The organism is Roseivirga sp. AWQ4_251 (genome assembly GCF_056158225.1).
This window is the reverse complement of the sequence record NZ_JBSWSW010000002.1, coordinates 720467-737088: the sequence shown is the minus strand read 5'-3', so window position 1 is coordinate 737088 and position 16622 is coordinate 720467. Positions and strand designations below refer to the sequence as shown.

The 16622-nt window shown below is 40.5% G+C and carries 15 protein-coding genes and 1 tRNA gene; 10 read left to right on the top strand and 6 right to left on the bottom strand.

What is annotated here, in order from left to right:
• The first annotated feature begins 49 nt into the window (after positions 1-49).
• Together ACXACJ_RS17420 and ACXACJ_RS17415 are read left to right on the top strand one after the other, a co-directional pair.
• Positions 50-376, top strand: a complete 327-nt coding sequence (locus tag ACXACJ_RS17420; RefSeq protein WP_475135689.1) for an ArsR/SmtB family transcription factor — start codon at positions 50-52, stop codon at positions 374-376.
• Complete coding sequence (locus ACXACJ_RS17415) at positions 366-866, top strand: SRPBCC family protein (protein ID WP_475135688.1); 501 nt, start codon at positions 366-368, stop codon at positions 864-866. The genes ACXACJ_RS17420 and ACXACJ_RS17415 overlap by 11 nt, the downstream gene beginning before the upstream one ends.
• Before the next feature lie 185 nt (positions 867-1051).
• Here ACXACJ_RS17415 and ggt read toward each other — a convergent pair whose 3' ends face one another.
• The gene (gene ggt, locus ACXACJ_RS17410) at positions 1052-2737 is read right to left on the bottom strand and encodes a gamma-glutamyltransferase (RefSeq protein WP_475135687.1); all 1686 of its coding nucleotides are present in this window, start codon (positions 2735-2737) and stop codon (positions 1052-1054) included.
• Positions 2738-2749: 12 nt separating this feature from the next.
• A complete protein-coding gene (locus tag ACXACJ_RS17405; RefSeq protein WP_475135686.1) occupies positions 2750-3445 on the bottom strand; it encodes a LiaI-LiaF-like domain-containing protein in 696 nt (231 codons plus the stop codon).
• Between the two features lie 131 nt (positions 3446-3576).
• Between ACXACJ_RS17405 and ACXACJ_RS17400 the strand changes: the two genes are divergently transcribed.
• The 6 genes from ACXACJ_RS17400 (at position 3577) to ACXACJ_RS17375 (ending at position 10293) form a co-directional block, all read left to right on the top strand.
• Positions 3577-3660 (top strand) — tRNA-Leu (locus ACXACJ_RS17400).
• A gap of 382 nt (positions 3661-4042) precedes the next feature.
• Entirely contained in the window at positions 4043-6874 is a 2832-nt protein-coding gene (locus tag ACXACJ_RS17395) for a hypothetical protein (RefSeq protein WP_475135685.1), read from the top strand.
• 19 nt (positions 6875-6893) lie between these two features.
• Complete coding sequence (locus ACXACJ_RS17390; protein WP_475135684.1) at positions 6894-7730, top strand: fimbrial biogenesis chaperone; 837 nt, start codon at positions 6894-6896, stop codon at positions 7728-7730.
• Positions 7731-7891: 161 nt separating this feature from the next.
• On the top strand, positions 7892-8485 hold the full coding sequence (locus ACXACJ_RS17385; RefSeq protein WP_475135683.1) for a hypothetical protein: 594 nt from the start codon (positions 7892-7894) through the stop codon (positions 8483-8485).
• Positions 8486-8595: 110 nt separating this feature from the next.
• On the top strand, positions 8596-9147 hold the full coding sequence (locus ACXACJ_RS17380; RefSeq protein ID WP_475135682.1) for a hypothetical protein: 552 nt from the start codon (positions 8596-8598) through the stop codon (positions 9145-9147).
• 93 nt (positions 9148-9240) lie between these two features.
• Positions 9241-10293, top strand: coding sequence for a M42 family metallopeptidase (locus ACXACJ_RS17375; RefSeq protein ID WP_475135681.1), 1053 nt, complete (start codon positions 9241-9243; stop codon positions 10291-10293).
• 25 nt (positions 10294-10318) lie between these two features.
• On the opposite strand, the gene crcB is transcribed toward ACXACJ_RS17375, so the two are convergent.
• Genes crcB through ACXACJ_RS17355 form a run of 4 tightly spaced genes read right to left on the bottom strand, consistent with a single transcriptional unit; the run spans position 10319 to position 14265 of the window.
• Positions 10319-10693, bottom strand: a complete 375-nt coding sequence (crcB, locus tag ACXACJ_RS17370; RefSeq protein WP_475135680.1) for a fluoride efflux transporter CrcB — start codon at positions 10691-10693, stop codon at positions 10319-10321.
• Entirely contained in the window at positions 10693-11136 is a 444-nt protein-coding gene (locus tag ACXACJ_RS17365; protein ID WP_475135679.1) for a hypothetical protein, read from the bottom strand. The genes crcB and ACXACJ_RS17365 overlap by 1 nt, the downstream gene beginning before the upstream one ends.
• A gap of 4 nt (positions 11137-11140) precedes the next feature.
• A complete protein-coding gene (locus ACXACJ_RS17360; RefSeq protein ID WP_475136794.1) occupies positions 11141-11734 on the bottom strand; it encodes an acyl carrier protein phosphodiesterase in 594 nt (197 codons plus the stop codon).
• Between the two features lie 50 nt (positions 11735-11784).
• Positions 11785-14265, bottom strand: coding sequence for a DUF5916 domain-containing protein (locus tag ACXACJ_RS17355; protein WP_475135678.1), 2481 nt, complete (start codon positions 14263-14265; stop codon positions 11785-11787).
• Positions 14266-14549: 284 nt separating this feature from the next.
• Between ACXACJ_RS17355 and ACXACJ_RS17350 the strand changes: the two genes are divergently transcribed.
• Both ACXACJ_RS17350 and ACXACJ_RS17345 read left to right on the top strand, forming a co-directional pair.
• Positions 14550-15236 (top strand): class I SAM-dependent methyltransferase, encoded by a 687-nt coding sequence (locus tag ACXACJ_RS17350; protein WP_475135677.1) that lies wholly within the window; start codon positions 14550-14552, stop codon positions 15234-15236.
• Positions 15237-15306: 70 nt separating this feature from the next.
• Positions 15307-16584: an amidohydrolase family protein gene (locus ACXACJ_RS17345; protein ID WP_475135676.1), complete on the top strand. Its 1278-nt coding sequence runs from the start codon at positions 15307-15309 to the stop codon at positions 16582-16584.
• Positions 16585-16622 lie beyond the last annotated feature (38 nt).

The following is a 16622-nucleotide window of genomic DNA, read 5'->3' as shown; positions in this document are numbered from 1 at the left end:
TGGTTGCATATATTTGCAACTGATTGGTTGCTTAAAATCTAAACTTCATATGAAAAGAGATATTTTTCAAGCTATTGCAGACCCAACGCGTAGGGCAATTTTGGTACTCATTGCTGCTCATGCTATGACACCTAATGCATTGGCTGAACAATTCGACACCACAAGACAGGCTGTTTCCAAACACATTAAAATTTTAAGGGAATGCGATGTGATTGAACAGCAGAAGGTGGGGAGAGAGATTTTTTACCAGTTAAAAATGGAGAAAATGAAAGAGATAGATCAGTGGTTGGCCCAGTTCAGGCGTCAATGGGAAGACCGATTTGATCAGCTCGATCAAGTATTGTCAACGCTAAAAAGAAATGAAAATGAAAACTAGTCTATTGATGGATTTTTCTGTCGACAAAGAAAACAGTACGGTCATAGTAAAGCGCGAATTCGCTGCCGATAAGGATAAGGTTTGGGCCGCTTGGACTCAACCTGAAATATTGGATTTATGGTGGGCTCCAAGACCATGGAAGTCGAAAACCAAGAATATGGATTTTAAAGAAGGAGGCAGAAGATTGTACGCAATGCAAGGGCCAGCAGGAGAAGAGCACTGGGCTATTGCTGATTACACCTCTATTTCTGCGAAATCAAACTTTAAGCATTACGATGCCTTTTGCGATCAGAACGGGAACATCAATGCAGATTTTCCGCGCTCAAAATGGAATGTGGATTTCAACGAAACTGACGGAGTGACTACTGTTTTGGTAAAAATCAAGCATGAAAAGCTATCTGACCTTGAAATGATTATAGAAATGGGCTTTAAAGAGGGCTTCACTATGGCTTTAGATCATCTAGATGAAGTTTTAGCCAAAGAAGATTGATCTTAAAATTAACCCTCCAAAGATTGAATCCATTTTTGGAGGGTTATTTATTATTTCTGCGAACCCTCATAGGAATGGTTTTAATTCTAGAGAAAAGCATTCTGAAATAAGTTCAGAATGACTTATCTGGACAGTTCTCTATCAAGAAATAGAGTATTGTGATTCAATAATCAAGGGTGGAATGATTAATACCCAGCGGCTTGGCCATCTTTTCTGGATTCCGAAGCACCCAAATAAACTTTATTAATAGCATCCCACATAATAGCTTGATAACCTCCATAGCTGCCTACATTCCATGAGATTTTGTGGCCCATTTTAATCAGTTCGCGAATCACTTCATAATCGATTCCGCTTTCCAATTGAAGTGTTCCTCCATCTTTCATTTGTTCATCTGTAGGCTGTGAAGAACCTGTATGAAGAATTCTTGGTGCATCACCAGCTTCTTGTAGGTTCATTCCAAAATCAATAAGGTTTACCACAATTTGAACGTGGCCTTGTGGTTGGGTAGCTCCGCCCATCAATCCAAAACTTACCCATGGTTTGCCATCTTTTGTAATAAAAGCTGGGATAATGGTGTGAAATGGCCGTTTGTGAGGAGCATAAACATTGGCATGGCCTTCGGTAAGTGAAAAGAGTTCGCCTCTATCTTGAAGAATGAAACCTAAGCCGGGAGGAGTCATTCCTGAGCCCATTCCTCTGTAATTGCTTTGAATCAAAGAAACCATATTGCCTTGATTGTCTGCAACGGTCATGTAGATGGTGTCGCCATCTTTCAGTTTTCCTGCCGGGAAAGAATTGGCTGCTTTTTCAGGATTGATGAGCGCTCTTCTTTCTTCTGCATATTCATCAGAAATAAGCCAATCGATCGGGGTTTTGTAAAAATCTTGGTCGGCATAGAATTTCGAACGATCCTCAAAGGCCAGTTTTTTTGCTTCCGTAAAAGTGTGAATGTATTCTTTGCTGCCGAAACCCATAGATTGAATGTCGTAACCTTCCAAAATATTCAGCATTTGCAAAGCCGCAATACCTTGCCCATTTGGAGGAAGCTCCCAAACATCATAACCTCTGTAGTTTACCGAAACAGGTTCTACCCATTCAGAAGTATGTTCGGCTAAATCTCTTTCGGAAAGAAAGCCTCCCAACTGCTGAATATAATCGGCAATGGTTTTGGCCACAGGGCCTTTGTAAAATGCATCGCGGCCACCTTTGGCAATTTTTTCAAGCGTATTGGCCAGGCCTGGATTTTTAAAAACTTCTCCCTTTCTTGGCGTATGCCCGTTGGGCATGTACGTTTCTTTAAAGCCCGGGAATTTATCAAGGTTTTTAGCACCTTGTTCCATATACCAAGCAATCAATTCGCTAACCGGAAATCCGTTTCGAGCATAATCAATGGCGGGTTGAAGAATTTCTTTCATCGGTTTTGAACCGAATCGTTCATGCATTTGAAACCAACCATCAACTGCTCCTGGCACAGAAACTGGTAATGGGCCATAAGCAGGAATGCTTTCATATCCGTTCTTTTTGAAATACTCTAAAGAAAGGTTGTATGGCGAGCGGCCACTGGCATTAAGGCCATACAATTTCTGGGTTTTGGCATCCCAAATAATAGCAAACAAATCGCCTCCAACTCCATTTCCAGTTGGCTCTACGAGGCCTAATGTCGCATTTGCCGCAATGGCCGCATCAATAGCATTGCCTCCGTCTTTCAGAATGTCCAAGGCCACTTGAGTAGCCAAAGGCTGGCTTGTGGCAGCCATACCGTGCTGAGCAATTACTTCCGAACGCGTGGCAAACGGTTTTCCGGTAATTCTATCTTGGGCAGAAACAAAATGTACGGAAATAAAGAGAATCAGAGCTAGAATCTTTTTCATATCGATCGGGCTTTAGTTGGTGATTTCGGCTCCGCCAAAAATAGCTGTTCCTTTCACATAGAGTTCTCTAGAGCTATCTGGATTCGTGTCTATCATGGTTCGTTTATCGGCCATTCCACCAAAAATCCCTGTCACGTGAACATGAACTTTCCAGTCTTGAGGAACGCGAATTTTAGAGCCTCCAAAAATATAGAGTACTTCAATCACATGGCGACCTTCGGCCAGTTTCGATTGTGTTAAGTCTATATTGGATCCTCCAAAAATGGCCGTCAACATACCGCCTTTAAAGGCCATGCTGTTGATAACCTTATCTCCGCCTCCGAAAATTGCGGTGTCATCTACCTTGTCCGCATCAAAATAGCCAGAACTTCTTTCGCTGTATTCTGTGTTTTGATCACCCTTGCTGCGCGAAATGATTGCAAACCCGATTAAAACGAGCGCTATAGGCCAGAGGTCAAAAATATTAATATCTAGTCGGAACCAGTCATCGAGGCTCAGCAAAATACCGATACCCATAAGTATGCCGCCAGCTTTTACATTTTCCTTCTTTATAACTAAAACCGCCCCAATGAGTATCAGTATGTTTTCCCATTGGAAAAGGTAGTGTCGTACATGCCACGAAATGATATCGAGGTTGTCCAATAAGAAAAGGGTACCTAAGGCAATGAAAATAAAGCCGACAAGCGCATTACGATTAACCTGATTCATGAATTCGTTTTAATGAATTTAAAAGTAGAAAAGAACCTTCCGATTTACAAAAAGGCGAGGTTCAAATGGTGTATAGTCTGTTTGAAATCATTTAAAACTTGTCTACTTTTGCCAACCCAAGAAAAAACCATGCGCACGTGGTGGAATTGGTAGACACGCCATCTTGAGGGGGTGGTGCATTAATTTGCGTGGAAGTTCAACTCTTCTCGTGCGCACATCGATTAAAAAGCCTGAGCAGCAATGCTTAGGCTTTTTGTTTTTCCAGAGAATTAGTGGTGATAAAAGCAATCCTTCAGCAGGTTAAATAGATGTTGTTATATAGCATGTTGAAATATCATTATTCATTATAAAATAAATTTTATTGATTGAAATATATAAAAAAGCGTTTCAAATACGATTATTTCAATTTTGCACGGTATTCAAATTTCTTTTTAAAAAAGGTAAGTCCTTAAGCTATAGTATATAAGGTTAAGTTTTCTATCTTTGGGCGTTACCTAACACCTAAGAAACACCGTGGCCAACTGCTATCTCAGATTTGGGAGTTTTCTCCCTATTGCTGTGATTTGTTTGTTGTTGTTTTCCTATGGCTCACCAACCATGGGGCAAAGCAATCAACCGGAAAATGGTTTTACCATTTCCTTTGTTAAACCGACCACCTCCGGATCGGTTAGTCAAGTTGCGTCCAATGTGCTCAAGGTTAATAACAACACCAGACGCAAAATTTCTTATACCTTAGATATTTCTTCTCCTGCTGGCTGGACAAGCCTTTTGGACAGGGAGACTGTTTTTGAAGTTGCCGCGGGCGATTCATCTTTCATTCCAGTTAGAATTTTACCTGATAAGAATGCCGAAGGCAATGTTTCTTATTTTGTCAATGCTTCTGCTGTATCTACTCAAAACATTCCGCTGGCTAGTACTCCTTGGGGGCTTGAAGTCTCAAGAGTTTCACGATGGAGGGCTACGGTTTTAGAGAATTCAGTGTATTTCCCCGCTGAAGGTGATACCACAAGTTTTAGGGTGAACTTCACGAATCAAGGTAATTCTGCCGAAGATCTTTACGTGGTGTTTTTGCCTAGTCCAAAGATTAAGGTGATAGATAGGCAAGGAAATGCTTTTGCCGAAAATGCCTTTTCATTGCATATGCCTGTTGGGGCCGATACTACAATCCGCATTTTTGCTCGATATGGGGAAGATGAGAAGGAGAACAACTTCTTTAACAGCAAGCCTATGGTTGATCGTGAGATTGCCGAGGCAAATTATAAAGTCCAAGTTCAGGTTCGTGATAATTCACCTAAATCCAACGTCTCTGGAGGGACGGTCAATTTGCTCCGAATTGGAAGTGTAAAGGACATAGAGAACAAGGAGGGTACGGCCTCAATCCCGATAAATTTGCAGTTCAATTCGTATAATTTATTGTCTCAGTTTACCAATTTCAGTTTAGACCTTTCGGGAGATGTGGAATTTTCAGAAGCTCGAAACCTCCGCTATTACTACCAAACTATCATTTCGAGTAGCCCTTTGGTAGGAACTCAGTTTCTCAGCTCTTATCGCTTTTTGCAGTACAATACGCCTAAATACCAGGCTTCGATCGGAAATATTGGAGACAACATGGAGCTTCTACTAAATGGAACAGGAGTAAAGGGAAGTTACAGTTTTGGTAAAATAAAAGTAGGCGGAATTTATGTTACCAGACAGCAAAATGCCAACCTCAACATGCAGCTCACCAATTTGGGGGCTCGCGTGAGCTATACCAATAAGAAGGCTCTTCAATTGGAGCTGGAAGCGGTTGATAGGCATGATGAATTCAATGATATTCATGGAAATCTGGTGACTTCAGATGCCAACCTTAAGCTTCCCGGTAACCAGCTACTAAGGGTGAATGCGGGCTATAGCATTGAGCGACACACGCAAAGTACAAATCCGTTTTCTACCACTGGTTTTGGTGTTGGTGCTAAGTATAGCGCAAAAATTCTAGGGGTAAATATTGCTTCTCAAGTTCGGATGAATAGCCCTAATTACTTGTCGCAATACAGAGGAACCTCTTCTTTAACTTTGAATGCTCGATACCCGCATAAGGATGGGCAATATTTGGGCGTTCGGGTAAATGTGAACGAGAGAAGCCCTGAAATTTACAGCAAAGGGCAACTTTTCACTGTGAGGAAGTACAAGCGTAATTACTACGAACTTCAATATGGTTTGAATACTGAATCGGGTAATTATGTGTTCTATCCAAGAATTCACGATGATGAAGTACTCGGATTGAGAGCTTTTACTGCGGGAGGCGGGCTGCTTTTCAGTTCGAACCAGAGTACCGATGTAAAGATTTTCAGCCGTTTTTATGCAGGTTTTACCAAAGCGCTGGACTATAATATTGATCCATATTTGGTGGCGCGATGGGAAAACACGCTGCGCTACAAAAACCTAAATGCCACGGCTCGCTATTATTATGGCCCATATAATGTGCTCGATAATTTAAGGGTTGTGGAAGACGGCATTACTCCCCAGAGCTTGTTTTTTTCTGCTTACGCTACGCTCAACTTCAGTAAGTTGAATATGACCGTTCGCCCTATGATTAACCTCAATTATGAATCGGTTTTGGCGAGGGTGAGAACCAACTTCAGTCCCGTTTTAACTTATTTTTCAAAGAGTGGATTTCAGTATGCCATTACCACAGAAATGTTCAGCATAAATCAGGGCGAAAGTCCTTTGGTAACGGCCAACCCGACTGAAAATGGAGTGTACAACACGTATTCCCAAACCAAGTTTATGCTTCGCTTTAGCATAAAAAAGACCTTCAATATTAAGCGGCCTGGTAGCAAGGTGCACGAGTTAGAAGTGGTGGTTTTTAAGGATTTGAACGGAAACAATGTGAGGGATGAAGGTGAAGATTTTGTGCCTAATGCACTCATTACGGTTCAAGATGCGACCTTAATGACGAATGAAGATGGAAGCGTAATCTTCAAAAATTTGGCTCAGGGCGAATACAAAATTCAGTCGAACTTGATTACAAATGAAGAAGGCTGGTTCAAAGGAGATGCCCAATCTGCGTTGCTCGATAGTGATAAAACTGTATTTGTGCCTCTGAAAAAGGGTGTGCAAGTAAGCGGAAATATTCTGTTGCAGCAGGCGCAATATTCTGCCCTTTCTGAAGAAGGAATGGACTTGAGCGGAATCAGAGTTACAATGAATGATGGGCGTGGAGGTACATTTTCTAGCCTAACAGATCAGAACGGAAAATTCTATTTGTATGTGCCTTATGGATTGTACACGGTTCGGGTAAACGAACAGGCTGTCGACAAGCAGTTTCAGTTTGCTCAAAACAGCTATACCATAAATATCAATAATTCTAAAGTGAATTATCAGGTGACTTTCTATTTGATTGAAAAGTCCAGATCACTGAATATTAAGAAATTCGATAATAAAGAATAAAACCAATCAATATACTAAAATGAAAGTTGAACTTAGACTTGACTACGTCAAAGCAATAATGAGAGGAGCATGCATAGGCTTGCTGCTGTTATCCGCTTTGGATGGCTATGCTCAAAAAATTTCTACTTCGCCAACCCGGTTAAACTTTAAGGTTGCGCCAGGGGGAAGCCAAAGGGGAAAGGTGACTGTAGCCAACAATTCAAACGAAACCCACGCTTTTCAGGTAGACTTTGGAGATTTTGATGCCACCAGGGCCGGAAAAAGTAAATTTCTTCAACAAGGAGAAATGGAAAGATCTTGTGCTTCGTGGCTCAGTGCCGACCCTGCTTACTTTGAATTAGCTCCGGGCGAACAGCAAGAAGTAATTCTGGTGATGGATGTTCCTCAAGACTCTTCGGCATTTATGGCCCGCTGGTCGGTGGCATATATTAGAATTGCTGAGGAGAAAAAGGCCCAACAAAAGGGGAATGATGGACTTGTGGTAAACCTAAATCAGGCATACCGTTTTGGAGTTTATGTATTTCAAACGCCTCCAAATGCAAGTGTTTCCAGAGGTGAAGTGGTTGATTTTTCTTTTGAAAACAACGAACTCAATCTGGAGCTTCGTAATGTAGGCGAAACCTTTCTGAGGTGTAACTCTTATGTTGAACTTACCAATCTTTCCAATGGAGAGACTTTACGATTAGAAGCTCAGAATTTCACAGTTCTTCCTGCCAGTAACCGAGATGTTCGGTTTACACTTCCAAATAATTTGGCGCCAGGCCGATATTCAGTGCTTGGTGTGATGGATTATGGCAGTAGGGATGAAATGGCTGCAGCCGAAATCGAAATTACAATACCAGAAAAAGGAAAATGATTTATATCACTGTAGAACATTCGCCACGAAATCGATTTAATGGATTCTAATCCCATAAAATTTTAGAAAAACCAGTATTAATTTCATGTGAATGATTTTATATATGATTATAAATATATATATTCACGTGACAAACTTTTAACCTAAACATTTTAAGACAAATGAGAAAAGTGTTCCAACTGAGAGCGCTTGCTGTAATGGCAGTTCTTTCTTTTGCATTCGCTTCACAAGCCAATGCTCAAGTCCTTCCGGACGACAATGAATTCGTTTATGTAGCTATGGATCTTCAAGGTGTGCTTGACCTTACTTTAGCTACTGATTCTAACGTAGAATTCACTTTCAACACCATTCCTAACTACGTAAATGGTATTATTAAGCCTAACGTAACTGAATTGAGAGTTGAGTCTACTGTGCCTTGGGATCTTTATGTTCAAGCTGAAACTTCTAACTGGGCTCAGCTTCAAGCTTTCTCTAGCGCTGGTACTTCAACTGTTCCTTCTACTTTGTTAGAGCTTAGAGTTATCGATGGTGCTGGTTCTTCTGCACTTACTAACTTCACTGCTTTAACTGATACTCGTTTGGATATCGTTGGTACTGTTGCTGCTGGTGATGGTATTGCTGCAGGTAGCTACTTGACTACTCCTGATTCTCACTTCTTCAGAGTAGACTACAGAATTATTCCAACTCTTACTGCTGAGTACCAAGCTGGTTACTATGGCTTGAATGTTATTTACACATTAGCAGAAGATTTATAAGAAAAATCATTATTTACTAAGACGTAGTAAATAAGTTAGTTCGATTTATGTTGATTGGTAAAAGAGGTAGCATATTGCTACCTCTTTTGATATATCTAGCGAAAAATTGTATGTTAAGAGGCTTTTGCTTTATACTTCTGGTCACCCTTAGCACCTCTTTGTGGTCTCAAACCCTTGATATTACTATCACGCGTGGGACCAACCTCAATTTTACGTTTAACACCATAAAGCAGTATAATAATGGTGTAGTATTGGCCGGAGCCACTGAATTTACGGTTGAATCTTCTGTAGAATGGGATTTATACGTTGGGGCTCAAACTACAACCCCTGGCCAGTGGGATTTGCTAAATGCATATTCCAGCGGAGGCACTAATGTTGTGCCTATTTCTATCCTTGAACTTCGGGCAACAAGCCCTGGAGGAACTTCTCAACAAACCTCATTTTTTCCTTTACAAGATCATTCTAACCCAGTTTATATCATAGGAAGTGGCGCGGACGATCCTTTAACCAACAGCGGAATGGGAACAAACGCTCCTGGAGATTCTCGTAATAATGCCTTTACCCATCGCTTTCGCATCGATTACAAACTTACACCCACCATTGCTTACACCCCAGCTGCTTATTCGCTAACCGTGGTTTTTACCATTGCCGAAGATCTTTAAATCTACTTCTGTATTTTCTTGTCCTAGAATCGGCTTATTTTAGCATTTCCTTACCTCAATGGGTAAATTCATTTTCATTTAAAAACTAATCATATGAGCATCAATGTATCCCTATTAAAACGTATTTGTGAAGTTGCTGGAGCTCCAGGTTTCGAAAAGAGAGTTCGTGACATGGTGATTGAAGAAGTTACTCCTTTGGTAGACGAAATTTCGGTAGATAATATGGGCAACGTGATCGCTGTTAAAAAAGGCGTGAACAACCCTGAGGGGAAAAAGGCCATGGTGGCCGCTCATATGGACGAAATTGGTTTCATTGTAACTCACATTGATGAAGGTGGCTTTGTTCGCTTCCATACTTTAGGCGGTTTTGACCCAAAAACACTCACGGCACAGCGTGTAATTATTCATGGTAAAGAAGATGTAATTGGTGTAATGGGCAGTAAGCCAATCCATGTTATGTCGGCCGAAGAGCGCCAGAAAGTAGCCAAAACTTCAGATTATTTCATCGATTTGGGTATGTCGAAGGATGAAGTTGAAAAGGTGGTTTCTATAGGAGACCCAATTACCAGAGAACGCGAATTAATTGAAATGGGCGAATGCGTAAACTGTAAATCCATAGACAATAGAGTTTCGGTTTTCATTTTAATAGAAGCTTTGAGAAACCTGAAAAACAATCCATATGACGTTTATGGTGTGTTTACTGTGCAAGAAGAAGTGGGATTAAGAGGTGCCAATGTTTCAGCTCACACCATCAATCCTGATTTCGGTTTTGGCTTGGATACAACCATTGCGTTTGATTTGCCCGGTGCTCAGCCTCACGAAAGAGTTACCGAATTGGGCAAAGGAACCGCGATTAAGATCATGGATGCTTCTACCATTTGTGATTATAGAATGGTGAGTTTTATGAAGAAAACGGCAACTGAAGAAAGCATTATGTGGCAACCTGAAATTCTAACTGCGGGCGGTACTGATACGGCAGGTGTTCAGCGTATGGGTAAAAACGGAGCGATTTCAGGAGCCGTTTCAATTCCTACTCGCCACTTGCACCAGGTAATAGAAATGGCTAACAAAAATGATATCCAAGCCTCTATTGATTTGCTGATTGCTTGTTTAGAAAAGCTTGATACTTACGATTGGAGTCATTAAAAATATCTGAGGGTAGGCTTTGGGCTTACCCTCTTCCTAATTTGAAACCCAAATAGGCTACTGTCATGCCTGCAACTACGCTCAAACCAATATAGAGAATAGCTTGAAAGGGCTTGTCTTCCAGAAGAAGTGTATTGCTTTCGTAAGCAAAGGTCGAAAAAGTAGTAAAGCCACCGCAAAAACCACCAATTAACATCATAGCCAGTTGGGGAGGAACCAGTTTATTTTGTCCTAGAAGCCCCATTAAAATCCCGATGATGAAACAGCCCAAAACGTTCACCACAAAGGTTCCATAAGGAAACATTGCCGGGTACTTTGTATGAAGCGATGCCTGAATTAAGTAGCGCAGTGCGCTACCCAAAGCTCCGCCTATGGCTACATAAAGGGCGTTTTTCAACATTATTCTTTCACTTCTTTTTTAGCAGCTTTTCGCTTAACGTATTTATAAACTTTGTCGTAATCGCTGTTTTCTTGATTAGCGATTTTAACATAGCCTTTGTTGTTAAAAACCAGCTTCAACTCCTTGTATTCAGTTTTATTGGTTTTGATCACAGTTTGTTGCCATGCGCCCAATTCAGAAACATCTTGAACCGATTTGAAAAATCGAAAAGGGTAATACACATGAATTTTGTCGTGACTGATTTTGATCACTTTATAATTGAAAATCAGTTTATAAAGCAAAACAGAACTAATAATGGCTAGAAAAACCAGTGCTACAATTCGCCAAAATCCGTTTGGATCGGCCAATACTTGGCGCATAAAATAGAGAGCTCCCAGCACAGAAATTACTGTAAAAACTGTAAGGGAAAAGATGGTTTGACGCTTAGGCCTTGAAATTATCATGGGGCTACGAATTAATCAAATCTTCTCTGAATTCACTAATATGGTTTACAATGTCGGGGAAAAAGGCTCGGAATTCCTGCTCAAATTCTTCGTAGTGCCTAGTTAAATCCTGAACCGCTTCATCCATTTTCGAATCAAATTTAGTTCGCCTCGACATGCCGGTTAACGCTCTGTGAATTCCTTTTAGTTGAGCATAACCCATCAGCCAATTATTTTCAACCATATAAGGCAACATATGTTGGGCTTTTGGCGGCATTTGAGGTTGAAATTTCAATAATTCTTCAAAATGCCTTTCAGAAAATGCTTTTAAATCTTCTTGATGAAATTCTTGAAAATTATGAGCCAGAAAGTGGTCGTAAAACATATCGACAATTACACCTGAATAATGTCGGTATTTTTCAGAAAGGCGTTTTTTGCTTTGAAGAACAATCTCGTGACTATCCGTAAACCGATCGATTTCCCGATGCAGAATTACGCCTTTGCCAATTTCTGTTTCATACAATTCGTATTGATTTCCTTTAATGAAATCGCCTAAGAAGTTGCCAATGGCAATTTTGGTGTTAGGGCCTGAAAGGTATAAATGGGCGAGGTAGTTAATGGTTTTTCTGCTTTAGCAAGAAAGGTAACTACTCAAGCCCAAAATTTCAATTAGCCTTTTGTAAACAGATTTTTAATGTTCAGATAATCGATGAAATAAACCAGCCTAATGGTGATTGAATCCACATTTGGGGCATTCCAAGTATTATTGAAATTATCTAAAAAGCGTAGATCGGTAACGCTATCGCTGGTGCCAATGCTTCTTTTCCAAATGGCTCGAACTTCAGAACCTGGCGCAAACTGCCAGTTATATTCCATGTCTACATTGAAAGTGTTGAAGTTTTTATTGTCCTGCAACTCGCCTGAATCAGGGTTAACACCATCGTATTCAGTATCTACCAATTGATCTTCTTCCGTAAGTTCGTAGAATTTGTGGTAGTCTACACGGCTCCAGTAATGTCTTACCCTGAGCGTTATTCCCATTCTGTTTGTGAAAATATAACGCGAATTGAAGGTGTTGGTAATGTTGTTAACAGCCCTTTCTCCAAAAATAACAGCATCTAATTCGTCATTTTCATCATAAAGCCTTCTAGCATAGCCTCTTTCATTTTCTCTTAAGCTTGCTTCTAATCTGTGGCTGATTTCCGCACGATCTCCCAATCTTAAACGGGTAGAAAAGTTGAAGAATTTGTCTGTTTGATCCCAATCTGGTCGGTTCCAAAACCTAGCGCTTGCTCCAAACTTCAATTGTTTTCTGCTATCAGTATCCAAGGTAAAGCGTATGGAGTGGCTCCATGGTCTTTCGAAAACGTAGCCAGAAACGCGCGACTCAAAAAAGTCATTAGAATAGTCTGGCGTGCTGCTATAATCCGTACTAAACCACCAGAAGCTTTTCAATTGAGCATTGAAATTCACATTATAATCCCAGCTTGAAAAAGATTTGGGTTCGTAGAGTTGCTCATGACCAAGTCGAAGTCTGAAACGGTAATTGTTGAAGATTCCAATTGGGTTAAATTGATTGTAAGAAATATCCGCACTATGTTCTATCTGGTTCGACTGCCTCAAATAGCCCAAATCGTTAATATCCCAGGTGTCGGCTTCCACATTTCTGTCAATTCCATATTGAACTTGACCTCTGTTTTTCCGAACGCCTATGCTGTATTTATATCCATTTTTTACGGATTTGGCACCTTCAGAAAAGGAAGCAATTCTGCTATAACCTCCGAAACCACGAACTCTCCAGTTCCTGTTGCTGTCAAAAAAGGTGAAGTTTAAACCAGTTACGTTGGCGTCATCGGCTTCTCCTCCTCGTGTAACATTTGAATTGGTTAGTGTTACGCTGGAATTGTTTTTCAAATTTTGGTCAAGCACCAATACGTTGAAATTGGTTAATGGATCACCTTCGATCTCCGATTCTTCACCACTTTCAATATTTCTTATTTTGATATAGTTCTTATCCGTTACAGCATTGAAAATACCGATGCCCAAACCTGAATTCGTTCTGCCTGTAACTTTAGTCGCGTTTAACAATTGTGCGGCTACTGGCGAACTCACCACTTCCTCTTCTTCCGTCAAGCTTCTGCTTTTATGTCCGAAGGTCGATCCGATTCTTCGTGAATAGAAAAGCCCAGCTTTATTAAAAAGCTCAACGCCCTCGGTGAAAAACTGTCTGTTTTCATCAAATCGAACTTCAAAAGGGCTCAAGTTGAGCACTTGATTATCGGAGCGAACACCGCTAAAATCTGGAATCAATGTCATGTCGAGCGTAAAAGCATCATTGATTCCGTATTTGATGTCCATTCCACCATTCAACTGGGGTTCGGTAAAACCTGTTTCGGTAGAACGATTCATTACGGTAGAAACATAAGGGTAGAAGAACAAGCGCATTGGCGCCTCAATATTCTTGATATTCGTTACTTCTCCTGCCTGATTCAAGAATCCACTGATTTGAGGATCAATGGCATTCCAGTAAGAAGTTTCATTCAAACCACTGTTTTGGCGCGTAAAGTTGATTCCCCAGTTCTGAACTTCTTTCGAATTGAAACGCAAAACGGCATATGGAATCTTCATTTCAACCGCCCAGTATTCTTCAGTTACTTCCGTGGCCGAAAGCCACACGGCATTCCATAACTCATCGTTTCTGTAAACTTCCTCATTACCTCCGTTAGAATAGCGCGTATCGTATTGAACGCCAGCCACGGTAACAAATAGCCCAACTCCATTAAGTCCGGCATTATATGGATCGAAACTCACCCCGAAATAATCAGAATTTCCGATGTTGTCTCGGTTGGTAAGCAGGTTGAAAATATTTTCTTGTTTGTCGTAAAGTTGTACGTAAATGTAGATGGCGTCATCATCATACAGCATTCGCACTTCTGTTTTGTGGCTTGCAGGCTCTCCTGGATCGGGATTATTTTGAACGAAGTCGGTTAAAACGGGAGTTTGACACCAAATATCTTCATCCATTACACCATCAACTGCGATTTTTTCTGTCGACCTAACCGCCTCGAATGATTTTCTTTCTTGCTGGGCATTTGCTTTCAACATACCCAATGCAAGTACGCCTGTAATTGCTAACTTACTGAACTTCAACTCTCTTCTGTTTCCCCTTGTTTGAACATACAAAAGTGTGGATTGTTAAACTACTTACGTATTTTTATTATTTACACTGCCTATATTTCGTGTAAACGGTTGCGCAATCCGCCATTTTTCATGCTCCACTTTCTTGGTTTGTTTTGTTGTATCTCAATTGTGAAGAATATTGTTTTGATTGAAGGCTGTTATTCTTTCTTCAGTTCTTTAAAGTTCTGTTTTTGAAATATGATTTGCTAAAATCCACGATGCCCTTATTTGAGATTATCATGTAATTTTGTGAAATGGACGTATACGGTCAGGCTTTGCTGGATTTTCACAATGGAAATGAAGGCCAATCTTTATTGCTTCATAATTCTTATGGCGAACCTGAAGAAATGCCCGTATGGTATTTTTTCAGAAGCTATGATGAAATGCCCAAAATGGAGCAAATGGCGCTTTCAATTGCCGATGGTGATATTTTAGACGTTGGAGCAGGAACTGGTTGCCATGCCTTGGTTCTTCAGCAAATGCATAAGAACGTTACCGCCATCGATACCTCTCAACTGGCAGTTGACTTAATGAAGAAAGACGGCATTGAGAACGCCATTTGTGCCGATTATTTCCAGTTCAATAAAGGTAAGTTCGATACCATTTTATTGCTGATGAATGGCATTGGTATGATTGGTACGCTGGACCGTTTCAAACTTTTTCTCGATCACGCCAAAACTTTATTGAAGCCTGAAGGTCAATTGATTTTTGATACTTCAGACATTCGGTATTTATATGAAGGCGAAGCTTTGCCTCAAGATAAATACTATGGAGAGGTGAGCTATCAGTATGAATATGAGGGCAAAAAGGGAGATTGGTTCAATTGGGTATATCTGGATGAAAAGAGTTTAGATGATATTGCCGATGAGGCTGGCTGGTTCGTTTATTTTTTAGAAAGAGATGAAAACGACCAATATTTGGTTCGGCTTATTCCTAAGTAGTGTTTGAACAAATAAGCTTGAGCGGCCGGAAATATATTGCTTATATTACCTTCCAAACCTTATTCAAATCATGAGAAAACTACTTTCAATGGCTGCTCTTTTGGTTGTAGCAGTTTCGGCATATAGCCAAAAAACTATTATTCATGCTGGAAAACTCATTGATGGGAAATCCGATCAAGTGAAAAGCAATGTGTCTGTTATTATTGAAGGAAATAAAATTACAGCAGTTGAAAATGGTTTTACCAAGGCAAGCAAAGACGATAAGGTCATCGATTTAAAAAATAAAACGCTTATGCCGGGCTTTATGGACATGCATGTTCATATTGAATCGCAAAGTAGTCCTTCTTCCCAATTAGAAGAATATATATTAAACGAAGCTGATATTGCATACAACGCCCAAATGTATGCGGAAAGAACTTTAATGGCAGGGTTCACAACCGTTCGTGATTTAGGAGGAAGCGGAGTGAACGTGGCTTTAAAGAAGGCGATTAATGCAGGAAAAGTAGTAGGGCCAAGAATTTATACTGCCGAAAAAATCATTTCAACTACTGGCGGTCATGGCGACCCAACCAATGGAGCTCGTTACGATCTAATGGGCGATCCAGGGCCAAAAGATGGGGTAATCAATAGTGAGGAAGATGCGAGAAAAGCTGTTCGCCAGCGCTATAAAAATGGAGCAGATGTAATTAAAATTACGGCTACGGGTGGAGTGCTTTCAGTAGCTAAAGATGGTCAAGGGCCACAATTCAAAATGGATGAATTGAAAGGTGTTATCGAAACGGCCAATGAATACGGAATGGTTTCCGCAGCTCATGCGCACGGTGATGAGGGAATGAGAAGAGCAGTTGAAGCAGGTATTACCTCTATTGAGCATGGTACTTTTATGAGTGAAGAAACCATGAACTTGATGATAAAAAAGGGCACTTATTATGTGCCTACAATTTCAGCAGGAAAGTTTGTAGTAGATAAAGCAAAAATACCAGGATTCTTTCCTCCTGTTGTCGTTCCAAAGGCTTTGGAAGTAGGCCCAAAACTGAGCGAAACTTTTAGTAAGGCTTATAAAAAGGGCGTTAAAATTGCATTCGGTACCGATGCCGGAGTTTTCCCTCACGGTGAAAACGGAAAAGAGTTTGTATATATGGTGGAAGCTGGAATGCCCGCCATGGAAACTATAAAAGCAGCCACCATGGTTGCTGCTCAACTTCTTAGAATAGACGATTTGTATGGTTCAGTAGAGCCAGGTAAAATGGCTGATTTGGTTGCCGTAGATGGCGACCCTACCAAAGATATCAATACCATGACAGACGTTAAATTTGTAATGAAGGACGGCAAAGTTTATAAGCAGTAATTTTCTGAGTTTTAAAAATTCCCCTTCTTAAAGATTAA